The following is a 13,668-nucleotide window of genomic DNA, read 5'->3' as shown; positions in this document are numbered from 1 at the left end:
GCATCGAACTCGTCCTGCGCATAAAGCTACTGAGGCTTCGGTGACCTGCCAGCCTATCCAAGGGATGGCACAGGCCAGATGGCGTCCAGCCGAACCTCAGGCCTCACCCAGCAGGCCCAGGCTCTTGCCCTTCAGTACCGCCTGGGTACGGCTGCGCACGGCCAACTTGGCAAACAGGTTGTGCAGGTGCCATTTGATCGTGGCTTCGGAGAGGTGCACCGCCTGGGCGATATCACGGTTCGACAAGCCCGCCGCAACCAACCGGAGAATTTCCCGCTCGCGGTGGTTAACCACCTGATTCTCTTCAATTTTCTCCGGGTCTACGGTCAGCCGCCGGCACTGCTCGCGCAGCATCTCGCCCAGACTTGGCCAAGCGACCTCCGACTGCCAGGCCTCCCACAGTGGCAACAGCCATAGCGCATCATCCAGGAAGAGGCGTCGATAGCCCCGCTCCCAGGCATCACGTACGGTCTGTTCCAGCAGGTTGAACGCCTTTTCGCTGTTACCCTTGCGCCAGTACGCTACGGAGAGTAACAAGCCCAGGCGCAGACGCCGGTCGCGCTGATGTTCGCCGGCCTGCGCAGACAGCAGCGGCTCCAGAACCCCCTGGGCCTTCTCCGGGCGCCGCTCACTGAGGGCCAGGCGTGCCTGGGCCAGACTGAGGGCGGCAAAGGCGTCTGGATAGCGGCTGATGTCCAGGCGATCCAGTTGCCGCTCCAGCTGCAGGCAGGCGCGCTCCGCTTCGTTGGGACGATGCAACCACAGCAGGAAGCTCACCTTGCAGCCCATCGCCAGGGCATAGACGCGCTCGTAGCCGGGGCCCTGCAGATTCAGCAACCAGTCCTCCAGCTCCGCCAGTCCCTGCTCGGGTTCCCCGGCATAGAAGCGCGCGCGCACCATGACCAGTCTTGCCCGGTTGATCAGCTCGATGGGCGTCGCCACATCCCGCCAGGTGGTGGCCAGGGGCAGCTCGGCCAGGACCGCAGCGTGGCGATCCTGCTCGTAAAGCAGGTCGGCATAGGCCAGGGCCAGCGGCCCGCCGACCCGGCTGCGCCGGCCGAACACCCGCTCGACTCGATTGCGCGCCGCCTCGGCAATGGCACGCCCGCGCTCCAGTTCGCCATATTCCTTGCTGATCAGGGCTTCGATCAGACTGGTCACAACGTACAGGTAGGCGCTGTCCACCTGACGCAGCTCGCTGCGCGCCAGCGCGATGGCCTTGCCGGCCTCGGCAAAATCACCGAGCAAGGCCAGGGCGGCGGCCTGCACGCAGGCCAGGCTGGCACGGAACACCGGCTGGCCGCTCGGCACCAGCGTCAGCCATTGTCGGGAAATCTTCAGGCAGGTCTCCAGCTTGTCCTGGTAGAGGAGCACCAGCGCCTTGAGCACCTGGGCGGCGCCCAGCAATTCGATCAGACCGGGCTGCGGCGTCTTGCCCCTCACCTGCAGCAGGCGTCCGCTGACCTCCTCGATCAGCGCCTCGGATTCGGCGAAGCGCTGATCGAACGCCAGCTGCCAGGCGTAGAACAGCTGAAAGACTATGTGCTCACGGATCTGCTCGGTGGGCACCTGCTTGAGCAGGGTCAGGACCCCGTAGGCCCGGTTGCCCGCCACCAGGCGAGCGCCCTGCCGCTCCAGCAGACTGGCGGCCAGGGTGTAGTCCCGCGCGCGCAGGGCATAGGCGATGGCGCGGTCGCCGTGCCCCTGCGCCTCGCTCCAGCGGGCGGCAGCCAGCAACAGCGGCGTTGGGCTGCCATTGCGCGCCAGGCGCCCCTGGAGGAATTCGGCGAACAAGTGGTGGTAACGAAACCAGTGGCCCTGGCCATCCAGCGGAATGATGAACAACTGCTCCCGTTGCAGACGTGCCAGCAGCTCGGCGCTGTCCGTGCGCCCGGTCAGCGCATCGCACAGCTCGGCGCTGAACTCGTCAAGCACGGAGGTCTGTTCCAGGAAGCGGCACAACGCCGGCGGGAGACCCGACAGCACATCCTCGGCCAGGTAGTCCGCGATGTCGCGCTCGGTGCCGCTTAAGCCGTCAATAAACGCCTTGCGGTCCGGATGGCGCGCCAACGCCAGTGCCGCCAGGTGCAGCGCGGTGATCCAGCCCTCGGTACGTTGGTAGAGCAGATCCAGCTCACGCTCGGTCAGCTCGAGGTGGCGCAGGCGCTTGATGTATTCGGCCGTCTCGGCCCGACTCAGCCGTAGGTCGCCGGCCCCGATCAGCTGGCAGGCCCCCTCGGGAAGTGCCGTTTCGTCGCGCAGGAAGCGGGGAAGGAAGCGGCTGCTGGCAACCAGGTGCAGCCGTGGCGGCATCCGGCTCAACAGATAGCGTACGGCTTGCGGAAACTCCGGATGACGAATGCGGTGCACGTCGTCGAGGATCAGATAGACGTCGCGGGGAAACCGCTGTACTTCGGCCAGAAAAGCATCGAGCAAAGCCTCCACCGGCCAGCTCGGCCCATCGCGCAGCAGCTCGGCCGTGCTGCCGCCAAAGCCGGGCTGCGCCAGCTCCAGCGCCGCCAGCACATACTCCAGCAGGCGATGCGGCTCACTGTCCGCCTCGTCGCAAGATAACCAGGCCACGCAGCAACCCGCCTGCTCCAGGCGCTGGCGCAGCAGGGCCAGCGCCGTGCTCTTGCCGTATCCGGCCGGCGCACCGAGCACCAGCAGCGGATGATGGCGTGCCTGGTAAAGGCGCTCTACCAGCAGGTCTCGCCCGAGCAGTGCCCGACTCTCCAGGCCAGCCGGAAACAGCTTGGTGCGCAGCAGGGGCGCCCGCATCGCGCCCCTTTCGAGATGGTTCATGCCAGCACTCCCAGATCGCGGGCGCGACGGATCGCCTGGGTCCGGTTACGCACCCTGAACTTCTCGTAGATGTTGTGCAGATGCCACTTCACGGTGCCCAGCGCCAGCGATAGCTGCCGGCCGATCTCGTCATTGGAGAACCCCTGGGCAGCCAGGCGAATGACCTCCAGTTCGCGCTCGGTGAGTGCCTCGGACAAGCCATATTGCTCACTGCTGGCGGGTTGTCCCGGCCACATACCGATCAGCTCGCGCAGGAAGCCCTGCAACGCCGGCTGGCGCTCGACCGCTTCCAGATGCTGCAGCAGCGCGCGTACACCTTCACCCTCTTCCACGAACAGACTGCGCATCCCTTCGCGCTCGGCCGCCAACAGGCATTGCACCAGCAGGCTCAAGGCGCGCTCCTGGTAGCCCAGGTGCTGGTAGCTGAGCGCTGCCAGGAGGTCCAGGCGCAGCCGCTGCAGCTCGTGCCAACCCGGCTGCAGCAGGGCGCGCAGCTGGGTGATCTCGTGCAGCGCCTCACTGAATTGATTGCGCGCCTGCTGCAGACGCACCCGACTCAAACCCAGCACCCACTGCACCGCATTGAAGGTGTGCTGGGGGTATGCGGCCGCCTGGCGCTGCCAATCGACTGATTTCAGGCGCTGCTCGGCACGTTTGGCGCGTTCGCCACCCGGGTCCTGCAGCAATCCGAGGATTTCCTCCCCCACCGCCTGGGCATAGAAGCGCCAGGATTGATGACGGGCGCCCAGGTTCTGCACCTCCATGAGCGTGGCCTGGGCCTCCCTGGCCTGGCCGCGCAACCGTTGCAGGCGCGCCAGACAGAGCAGGCCCTGGGCGTAGAAGTCGATGGGGTTGATGACATCCACACCCGCCAACGCGCGGCGCAAGCGCTCTTCCAGGCCCTCGAAACGCCCCTGCTGATAGGCGATCAGGCCTGCGCTGATCTGCGGCAGCACCAGCGCCGTGCTGCCGGGCTCGAAACAACCCTGGCTTCGTTCCAGCAAGCGCTCGCAGAGCATGCTGGCCTGACGCAGGCGGCCCTGTTCGTAGGCCAGAAATACCTCGATGTTGTCGAGCTGAATGTCCAGGTAGCGGCCGCTCAGGAAGTGATTACGTTGCCGGGCCAGCGCGATGAGGCGCCGGGCCTGCTCCGGCTGGGCCAGCACCGCATGGGCCAGTGCTCCCATCAGCAGCGTGGCAGCTTCGAGAAAGGCACTGTGCTGCTCGAGTCGCGCCTCGACCTTGCGCACCAGCGCCACGCACAGCTGCAGGTCATCCTTCTGCAGAGCCAGCATTGCCTTGATCGCCAGCACGGCTAGACGTCCGTCGCCCAGCGGTGTCTCGTCCTCGCTTGCCCAGCGCGCCAGCAGCTCGTCCAACAGCCGATTGGCCTCTGCCAGGGTCAGGCCGGCGGCCTTGTCCCAGACATCCACCAGCACCAGGATCGGATGGCGCTCCACCAGGGCGTCAGGGATCTTGCGCCGCCAGCGATACAGGCGGTGCAACTGGCCGCGATTGATCAGTTCCAGGCCGTAGCCGCCCACCAGGGCGGCGAGCATTTCCGAATCCTCGGCCAGACAGGCATGTTCGATAGCCAGGGTTTGCATGTGGTGGTTGGTAAACCACAGGCTGGTCTTGAACTGCAGCTGGCGATACTGCTCCGCATCGCTATGCCGCAGGAGCGACTGCAGGAAACGGCCGAATTGGCGATGAAAGCGGTACCAGCGGCGCTCCCGATCCAGGGGGATGAGGAACAACTGACGGGTCTCGAGCTCCTCGAGTAGCGCCTGACCATCGTCCCGTCCGGTCAGGGCGCAGACCAGTTCACCGCTCATTCGCGCCGGCACGCCCAGGATCAGCAACAGCTCCCGGATTTCTTGTGGCAGCGCCTCAAACAGAGGCCGCAGCAAATCGTCCAGCAGCCGGGCATAGTGGGCCAGTGCTTCCGCACGCGGCAGTGCGTCCGGCAGGGGCTGGCAGGTGAGCAGTGCGCCGGCCAGCCAGCCCTCGGTGAGCGCATGCAGGTCCTGCAGGGTTTCCTCGTCGAGCCCGGCCGGCGACACACCGCGCATCTCGTCCAGGGTCAGGCACAGTTCGCCCAGGCCGATCTCAAGCAATCGCCCCTTGGCACGCAGCACAGCCAGATTCAGCGCAGGCCGTTGCGTACAGCCAATGGCCAGGGTCAGACCCGGCGGGGCCAACTGGATGAAGCGATTGAGGGCCGAGAGCAGCTCCGTGCTGGCCGGTTGCCAGTCATCCAGCACCAGCAGCAGGGGCCGGCGCAGTTCGCCCAGCTCTGCCAGCAGACCATCCAGTACCACACCGGGGGCTGGCCTGTCCTGGCTGGCCAGCATTTCCAGCAACGCGGTACAGAGGCCCGGCACCTGCAGGCGCAGCGCGTGTAGCAAGCGGGTCAGAAAATGGTGGGGATCGGTATCGCTGGCGGCCAGCGACAGCCAGGCGCATGCACTGCCCTGCGCCTGCCGGCTGGCGATCAGTTCGGCCAGCAACGTGCTCTTGCCGGAGCCGCTGGGCGCGCAGAGCAGAATCAGTCGGGCATCGGCGTGTTCGGCCAGCAGGTTGTGTAGCCGGGAGCGGAGCACATAGCCATCCGGCACGGGAGGCAGGAACCGCCTGGACGGATGCGCAAGGCCGCCCATCGTATCTGAGACGACGTCCATGGTCTGAATCCCTTGCTGCTTATATTTATCGTTATGATCGGGCCAACGGCCCCGCGGGATGCTCCAGATACTAATCACCCCCCCTCGACCGCGCAAACCGACAGCGGCCCTAGGACAAGCCCGGTGAGCGGAATACAATCCCCGTCACGTTATTGCCCGCGATTCCGATGCCTACCTGTCTTTGCCACACCCTGCCCTACCAGGCCGACCCCACCGAACGTTTCGCCCGCATTCGCCACGCGCCGGGAGCTGTCTTGCTGGACAGTGGCCGGCCGGGGGCCGAACGCGGACGGTATGACCTGCTGTCCGCCTGGCCATTGGCCTCGCTGAGCCCTTCTTGCGACGAAACAGCCAAAGGCTTCTTCCAGCGCCTGCGCGCAGCGCTGGGGACGCTGGGCCGGGCCGAGGCGCCGGCGGGCTGTGCGCTGCCCTTCACCGGCGGGCTGATCGGCTACCTGTCCTACGATTTCGGCCGGCGCCTGGAACGGCTGCCTGAACAGGCCCGTGACGACCTCGGTTTCGCCGACGCAACGCTGGGCCTGTACGCCTGGGCGCTGATCTCCGATCACCACCGGCGCACCACGCAGCTGATGTTCCACCCCACTGTCGAAACCGCCGAGCGGCAGCGTCTGATCCGGCTGTTCGAAGCCGAGGCATCGGCCGAGAGCGGCGCGGCCTTCCAGTTGCTCGCGCCCTTCCAGCCCGACCAGAGCGCGGCGCAGTACCAGCGTGCCGTGCAGCGCATCCTCGACTACATCCGCGCCGGCGACTGCTATCAGGTGAACTACGCGCAGCGCTTCCGCGCCGCCTGCCAGGGCGACGCCTGGCAGGCCTATCGCGCATTGCGCGCCGCCTGCCCGACGCCCTTTTCCGGCTTCCTCAGCGGACCCGACGGCACCATCCTCAGCCACTCGCCCGAGCGCTTCATCGAGGTGCGCGGCGGACAGGTGGAAACCCGGCCGATCAAGGGCACCCGACCGCGCGGCGCCACGCCCGACGAGGATCGCCAACAGGCCGAGGCGCTCCTGGCCAGCACCAAGGACCGTGCCGAGAACCTGATGATCGTCGACCTGCTGCGCAACGACCTGGGGCGCAGTTGCCGGACCGGCTCGGTGCGCGTGCCCGAGCTGTTCGCGCTGGAGAGCTACCCCAACGTGCACCACCTGGTCAGCGCGGTGACCGGCGAACTGGCGGACGACAAGGACGCGCTGGACCTGCTGGCCGGCAGCTTTCCTGGCGGCTCGATCACCGGCGCGCCGAAGATCCGCGCCATGCAGATCATCGACGAGCTGGAGCCGACCCGCCGCGCGCTGTATTGCGGCTCGCTGCTTTACCTGGACGTGCGTGGGGAGATGGACAGCTCCATCGCCATCCGCAGCCTGCTGGTCAAGGATGGCCAGATCAGTTGCTGGGGCGGCGGCGGCATCGTCATGGACTCCGACTGGCAGGCCGAGTACCGGGAATCCATCGCCAAGGTCGGGGTGCTGCTGCGCACGCTGGAGAGACTCCCCCTGTAGGGTGGTCGGCGTCTTTCCGGCCGCCGGCGGCGCGGCCGCAACGGGCAAGGAAAACGTTGCCCACCCTACGAAGTCATGGCATCACCGAGCGCTGCCACAGCGGCAAATCGCCCCAAATGTGACGAGCGCGCTCGATTGCGACTCGGCAGCGGCGTGCCGCTTGCTTAAACTGCGCCCTTGCTTCGCATCTTCGAAGGACTCGCATGCCCAGCCTGAATCGCCTCATTCTGATCAACACCCACCTCAAGGGTGTGGTGGAGCTGGTCGTGGACGACCACACCAACATCTGCGGCACCAACGCCTCCGGCAAGACCACCCTGCAGCGCCTGGTGCCGGTGTTCTACGGCGAATACCCGAGCCGCGTGGTGCCGGCGACCCGCGACAGCTTCGAGCGCTGGTACCTGCCCACCGAGCAGAGCTTCATCGTCTACGAATACCAGCGCATGGACGACGAGCCCTGCCAGGCGATCCTCGCCACCAGCAGCGACGGCCGTGGCGTGGATTACCGGCTGGTACAGAAAGGCTTCGACCTGGATGACTACATCCGCAGCCGCCAGGGCGACAGCATCGTCTGCCGCACCATGAACGAACTGGGCCGGCATTTCCGTTCGCTCGGCATCGCGGTGAGTAACCAGCTCAACACCCGTCAGTACCGGGCGATCATCCAGAACGACCGCACCCTGCTCTCCAGCGACAGCCAGCGCAGCGAGCTGCGCCAGCTGGCCCGCCAGTTCTCCCTGTGCAACGGCGAACACAGCCTGCGCCATATCGAGAAGCTGGTGCGCGCCGTGCACTCGCGCGAAGGCAAGATGGAGACCATCAAGTCGATGGTCGCCGCCATCCTCGAGGAGGACGGTGTTGCCCCACCGACCACCGGCCTCAGCGCCCAGAAGGTCGAGGACTGGATTCGCGATAGCCAGCTGATCCAGGGCTTCGCCGACCTGCGCCCGGAATTCGCCCGCCTGGAACGCGACTTCCAGGAGCTGCAGGGTTGCGAGGCGCGCCTGAGCGGTCTGCTGCAGGCCTTCCGCACCGACGAGCCGCAACTGTTCGCCCGCCAGGAAACCCTGAAGAGCGAGCTGGAGCAGCTCGGCTTCGAACTCAATCGCCTGGAGGGTGACTGGAAAGAGCAGCGCGACGCGCTGAGCCTCGACCTGTCCCAGGTGCAGGCGCGCATCGAGAGCGACGAAACCCAGCTCAACCATATCGAAGAGCAGTACCAGCAGTACCTGGATTCCGACATCGACCAGGCCAAGGCCGATCTGGAAAAGCTCGACGGCTGGAAGCTGGAGCTGGACAACCTCAAGGAGCGTCTGCGCCTGCTCACCGAGCAGCACGCCGACGTGCAGAACGCCTACCTGGAGCGCAAGCAGATCGTCCAGGAGCGCCAGCAGGAAGCGCTGGATCGCCTGCACGGCCAGGAAGGCAAGGTGCGCGACGAGCTGGCCGCCCGCACCCAGCAGCAGCACGACGCGCTGAGCCAGCTGGACAAGTCCTTTGCCAACCGCCGCCAGGAGTCGGAAACCACCTACCGCGAGCAGAAACATGCCCGCGAGCTGGAGCGCAAGGATCACGAGCAGCGCATCAACCAGTTCGGCTACAGCGAAGAGGAAAGCCGCAGCCTGGACATCTTCGACCGGCGTCTGGAAGAGGCCGACGAGAAGCGCGACGCCGCCAGCCAGCAGGTCGAGACCCTAACCCAGCAGGAACGCCAACTGCTGCGCCAGCGCGAGGAACTCGCCCAGCAGCACCAGCAGGCGGCCCGCAAGGTGGCCGAACGCGAGCAGGAAAAGAATGCCGCCGAGCGCCTGCTCTACCCCGGCCAGCACACCCTGCTGGAATTCCTGCGCCGCGAGCAGCCGGGCTGGGAACAGCACCTGGGCAAGCTGATCGAGCCGGGTCTGCTGCAGCGCACCGACCTCAAGCCCGCGCTGAGCGACGCCCCGGCCGACAGCTTCCACGGCCTGCGCCTGGACCTGGCCATGCTGCCCACGCCCGAACACGCGGCCGACGAAGCCGCCCTGCGCGCCCGCGTGCAACTGGCCGAGGACAACCTGCAGGCCGCGCGCAATCAGCAGGAAGCGCTGGAGACGCAGCTGGGCGAACAGACCGCCGCGCTGGACGACCTCAACACCCGCCTGGTGCAGGCACGCACCGAACTGCAACGCGCCAGGGACGACCGCCAGCGGCTGCGCGAGGAGCGCGCCGCCCTCAAGGAGCGCCTGGACGCCGCCCTCGCCGAACGTCGCCTGGAAGCCCGCAAGCAACTGAGTGCGCTGGACGAAAGCCTGGCCCGCCTGAGCGCCGAACACGGCCTGTTGCTGAACGAACTGGCCGAGCAGCACCAGGACGCGCGCCTGGAAGCCTCGGCCCACTGGCAGCAGGTGATCCAGGATCTGGAGCAGCGCCTGGCGCAGCTGCGCGGCCAGATGGACGAGCAGCGCGCCCAGGGCAAGACCGAACTGGCCGCCTGCGAAAGCTGGTACCGCAACGAGCTCAAGTCCCGTGGCGTCGACGAAGCCCAGCTGATCGAGCTGAAGAACGGTATCCGCCAGCGCGAGCAGCGCATCCGCGAAACCGAGGCGTTGCGTTCCGAGGTGCTCCGTTACGAGGAGTGGTACGCGGTCACCTGGCTCAAGCGCAAGCCGCAGCTGCACGACGACCTGGTCGCCCGGCGCGCCGAGGCCAGCGACCTCAAGCAGAGGCTCGACAGCGCCACCCAGGCCTACAAGCGCCAGCGCGACCAGCTTGAGCAGCAGCGCAAGCAGGGCCTGCAGCAGCAGGGCCAGATTGGCGAGCAGCTGGACCTGCTCAAGGGCCTGCTGCGCCGCCTCGGCGAGTGCAAGCTGCCGCGCGACGGCATACCACCGGAAGGCGAACTGGACGAGCGCCTGCGCCTCGGCCAGGAGCTGCTGCACAGCCGCGACGCGTTGATGACCACCATCAAGCAGCACGTCGACCGCTTCGACAGCCTGCTGGCCGGCAAGAGCGGCTCCAGCCTCACCGAGACCTGGGAACGCGGCCGCGAGGAATGCACGCTGGTCAGCGAGCGCGGCGTGCCAACCCTGGATTACCGCCGGCTGGTGCCGGTGCTCGCGCAACTGCTCAACGAGCTGGTGCCGCAGAGCATCCGCGGCCTGCTGGAGCAGGGGCGCATCTTCGGCAAGGACCTGTACGACTACTTCGACGTGCTGGCCGACATCGACAAGCGCATCGCCAGCCAGAGCGCGCGCATCACCCGCGAGGTCAGCGACGAGCTGTTCCTCGACGGGGTGTCCAATTCGGCGGTGACCATCCGCTCGCGCATCACCGAGCTTGAATTCTGGCCGGAGCTGCGCAGCTTCGTGAACGCCTACCGCGAATGGCAGGACAGCGGCTTCGCCGAACTGCCCGGCGAGGACTACACCGGCAGCATGCGCCGCGCCCTGGAAGTGCTCGGCCGCTCGGCCCTGAGCAGCGGCATCGCGGGCTTGCTGGAAATCGAGCTACGTCTGCGCGAGGGCAACAGCGACCTGGTGATCCGCACCGACCGCCAGCTCAACGAATCCTCCAGCCACGGCATGGCCTACCTGATCCTCTGCAAGTTTCTGCTGGCCTTCACCCGCCTGCTGCGCGGCGACGCGCCGGCGATGATCCACTGGCCGATCGACGAACTGGGCACGCTGCACCACAACAACGTGAAGAAGATCTTCGACGCCTGCACCAGCAACCGCATCCGCATCCTCGCCGCCTTCCCCAACCCGGATTCCGAGGTGCTGTCGCTGTTCAGCAACCGCTACATCGTCAACAAGCAGACCCGCCAGCTGCAGGTGGTCAAGCCGCGCCTGGATGTGATCGGCGAGCGCCTGAAAGCCCGCCAGACCGAGGAGACCGTCTGATGCTTTCCAACAAGGGACAGGTCATCGAACGCCTGCTGCAGGGCAGCTTCATCTGCCGCACCACCGACGAGGAAGGCTGGCGCTTCCTGAAGAACCCGGCCAACCGCGAACAGGTGGACGACTATCTGAACACCCTCAACCGCGTGGTAGCCAGCGTCGGCAGCGGCGCCGAGGCGGAGGTGTTCTATTGCGCCTATCGCCAGCTCGGCGAGAACGAACGCAGAGTCGTGGGCCAGCAGTTCCGCGATGTCTGCAACGCCCTCACCCCGCTGGTGGAATGGCTGCTGCTGGTGCAGGAAGCCAGCGCCCAGGACGCGCCGCTGACCGAGGGCAGTCCGATTCGTCTGAATGAACTGCAGGGTATCGTCGAGGACACCCCGGCCTTCCGCGAGCAGTTGGCGCGCATCAGCCACTACCGTCTGTTCGGCTCCACCAGCGCCAGCGTCGACGCACAAATCAAGCAGGTGTTCAAGAAGCTCTGCGACATGGGCTACCTGATCCGCCCCAACCCGGAAAAACAGATCTACATCGGCACCGGCAAGCTGGACTACCTCTACGAGGTGATCCGCTTCATCGACGAAGCGGAGGGCCTGGCGCTGGAGGATCGCGCCGAGGCCGCCAGCCAGGGCAACCTGCTATGAGCGGCAACCTGCACCAGGCCGGCGTGCGCTTCCTGCGCCAGCTGGGCCGCCACGCAGAACCCATCATGGACGCCTACCTGGCCGGCTCCATTGGCGACGAGGCGCTGGAGCCCGGCGTGCAGGAGCGCCTGGTCAAGGACGGCATCCTCTACCGCCCGGAGCCCGGCGCCGACCTGCACCTACGGCGCACGGTGCGCGCCCTGCTGGAAGAGGCGCTGAAGGACGACCGCAACCGGCAGATCGACGCCAACACCGGCGCCACCCTGGCCACTTTCCGCACGCTGGCCGCCCACTACACCGAGGCGCGCCACCAGGGCGACTTCGCCGCCGCCGACGCCTACCTGGCCGACCTGCGCGAGCACGTCTACAGCTTCTGCGAAGGCCTGGGGCACGGCATTCGCGTGCTGTGGAGCCGCATCAACAACGAGTTCGGCTACGTCGGCAGCCTGAACGCCAAGATCCGCGAGAACGAACTGGCGCAGACCCAGGTCAGCGAAATGCTCGCCGGTCTGGAGCTGATCGACTTCCAGGATCTGGCCGACACCGCCGGCGACCTGCGCGAACTGCGTCGTCTGCTGGTCACCAGCCTGCAGCGCAGCGTCAGCGACGCCTATCTGGAACTGGGCGTGGTGCAGGCGCGCCTGCTGGATCTGCTCGGCCGCTTCCGCAAGATCCAGGGTCGCACCCGTCTGCTGCGTGGCTGGAGCCTGCATGTGGAGCAGCAGCCGGACTATCAGCCCGGCCAGCACACCGCCCTGCCGCAGATGCCGCAATTGCTCAACCTGGCCGAGGCGCTGCTCGCCCCGGCCGCCGTGGATATCCACGACAGCGTGCAGGAAGCCGAACTGCTGGCCCTGGCCGCGCAGGTGCGTGCGCAGCGCGAGGAGCGCGCCCTGGTGGCCCTGCCGGAAGCCGGCGAAACGCTGCTGGGCGAGGTGGAAAGTTTCGAGGTGCAGGCCAGCCCGATCCAGGAGGCCGTGCAGGAGTACCTCTGCCAGGTAATCGAGCGCGGCCAGCCGATTTCCGCGCTCGCCTGGCGCGCCGAACAGCGCCTGCCCTGGGACGAGGAAACCTGGCTGTACCAGGTGATCGGCGGCTACGAGGCGCTACCCGATGAGCAGAAGGACTACTTCGAGCTGCTGCCCGAAGGCGAGGACCATCCGGTGTTCACTGGCAACTTCATCGTGCGGGATCTGGCGCTGTGTTTGTCCGCCTAGGCCGGAGGCATGCCAACGCGGTGCATCGCCTGCTGAGCAATCACCTGCTGGACGTGACCTATACCGTAGCCTGGCGGGACATCCATCGGGCCTTTGAGCTGGGCCGGGTCGAGCGGCACCGCTTGATACTCACCCCGCGCGAGCGCGAGCTGCTGCGCAAGGAAGCCGAACGCTATTTCGGCTGGGACCTCATAAGGCCGCTGCCAAGCGAAGACCGTATCCAGGCGGCTGCCCAGGCCATCGACGAGAAGCTTGCTCCGCAACGGCCGGATGACGGCTTCGTGCTGGCCAAGGGCGCGCTGCCCGCGCCGCTGCCCGCCCTGCCTTCCAGCTGCGCGTTGCGGGTTGCGTTGGATCAGCTGGATGTGGCGGCCATCGGCAGCGTGCTGGTGGTCGAGAACCTCGACTGTTTCGACCAGCTTCACCGCTTCGCCCTCCCCGCTCGCCTGCGCGATGCGCTGGTGCTGTACCGGGGGCATGGGGCCGCCACGCGCGGCACGCGGCAGTTGCTGCAACGCCTACCCGCCGCGATTCCGGTTGTCGTCTTTGCGGACTACGATCCGGCGGGCCTGGTGATCGCCGCGGCGCTGCCGCAGGCCAGTCACCTGCTGGTGCCGCAGCTCACCCCGGAGCTGCTGGCCAAGGGCAGCCGCGAGCATTTCCAACGGCAGCATCTGCAGGCCAGGCATCTGGACAACAGCGCGCTGGGCGGTTGGCAAGCGGTGTGGGCGGAGATGAAACTGGGCGGGGTCAGCGTCAAGCAGCAGCATATGCTGGCTATGGGTGCGCCGCTGCACTGCATTGGCCGGTAGGGCGGTCAGCTTCTTTTCTCTGGAATCCCGATTAGTGGCAATGGTGGACAAGAACAACGTTGTCCACCCTACGGCTCGACCGGCGTACGCGCGCAGGCACAAAAAAGGCGGCCACCG

The 13,668-nt window shown here is 66.8% G+C and carries 7 protein-coding genes; 5 read left to right on the top strand and 2 right to left on the bottom strand.

What is annotated here, in order from left to right:
* Positions 1–96: 96 nt before the first annotated feature.
* Both AS93_RS0105990 and AS93_RS0105985 read right to left on the bottom strand, forming a co-directional pair.
* Positions 97–2,805, bottom strand: coding sequence for a LuxR C-terminal-related transcriptional regulator (locus AS93_RS0105990; protein ID WP_027589760.1), 2,709 nt, complete (start codon positions 2,803–2,805; stop codon positions 97–99).
* Positions 2,802–5,465: a LuxR C-terminal-related transcriptional regulator gene (locus AS93_RS0105985; protein WP_256214708.1), complete on the bottom strand. Its 2,664-nt coding sequence runs from the start codon at positions 5,463–5,465 to the stop codon at positions 2,802–2,804. Before AS93_RS0105985 ends, AS93_RS0105990 begins: the two co-directional genes overlap by 4 nt.
* A gap of 188 nt (positions 5,466–5,653) precedes the next feature.
* Here AS93_RS0105985 and pabB point away from each other — a divergent pair, with 188 nt between their 5' ends.
* From pabB to AS93_RS0105960, 5 genes are all read left to right on the top strand, one after another.
* A complete protein-coding gene (gene pabB / locus AS93_RS0105980) occupies positions 5,654–7,003 on the top strand; it encodes an aminodeoxychorismate synthase component I (RefSeq protein ID WP_027589758.1) in 1,350 nt (449 codons plus the stop codon).
* 203 nt (positions 7,004–7,206) lie between these two features.
* The gene (locus tag AS93_RS0105975) at positions 7,207–10,881 is read left to right on the top strand and encodes an ATP-binding protein (protein ID WP_027589757.1); all 3,675 of its coding nucleotides are present in this window, start codon (positions 7,207–7,209) and stop codon (positions 10,879–10,881) included.
* Entirely contained in the window at positions 10,881–11,522 is a 642-nt protein-coding gene (locus tag AS93_RS0105970; RefSeq protein WP_027589756.1) for a hypothetical protein, read from the top strand. Before AS93_RS0105975 ends, AS93_RS0105970 begins: the two co-directional genes overlap by 1 nt.
* On the top strand, positions 11,519–12,739 hold the full coding sequence (locus AS93_RS0105965; RefSeq protein ID WP_027589755.1) for a hypothetical protein: 1,221 nt from the start codon (positions 11,519–11,521) through the stop codon (positions 12,737–12,739). Before AS93_RS0105970 ends, AS93_RS0105965 begins: the two co-directional genes overlap by 4 nt.
* Positions 12,740–12,759: 20 nt before the next feature.
* Entirely contained in the window at positions 12,760–13,551 is a 792-nt protein-coding gene (locus tag AS93_RS0105960; protein WP_155956112.1) for a hypothetical protein, read from the top strand.
* Positions 13,552–13,668: the final 117 nt, after the last annotated feature.

Origin of the sequence: Pseudomonas sp. RL (assembly GCF_000647775.1) — a bacterium.
GTDB lineage: Bacteria > Pseudomonadota > Gammaproteobacteria > Pseudomonadales > Pseudomonadaceae > Serpens > Serpens flexibilis.
Note: the sequence above shows the minus strand (reverse complement) of the source record. Positions and strands in the feature narration are given on the sequence as shown.

Bases quoted from the DNA above. Each gene is read 5' to 3' on its own strand.
- pabB (WP_027589758.1), top strand. From the start codon at position 5,654: ATGCCTACCTGTCTTTGCCACACCCTGCCCTACCAGGCCGACCCCACC.
- AS93_RS0105965 (WP_027589755.1), top strand. From the start codon at position 11,519: ATGAGCGGCAACCTGCACCAGGCCGGCGTGCGCTTCCTGCGCCAGCTG.
- AS93_RS0105970 (WP_027589756.1), top strand. From the start codon at position 10,881: ATGCTTTCCAACAAGGGACAGGTCATCGAACGCCTGCTGCAGGGCAGC.
- AS93_RS0105975 (WP_027589757.1), top strand. From the start codon at position 7,207: ATGCCCAGCCTGAATCGCCTCATTCTGATCAACACCCACCTCAAGGGT.
- AS93_RS0105985 (WP_256214708.1), bottom strand. From the start codon at position 5,465: ATGGGCGGCCTTGCGCATCCGTCCAGGCGGTTCCTGCCTCCCGTGCCG.
- AS93_RS0105990 (WP_027589760.1), bottom strand. From the start codon at position 2,805: ATGAACCATCTCGAAAGGGGCGCGATGCGGGCGCCCCTGCTGCGCACC.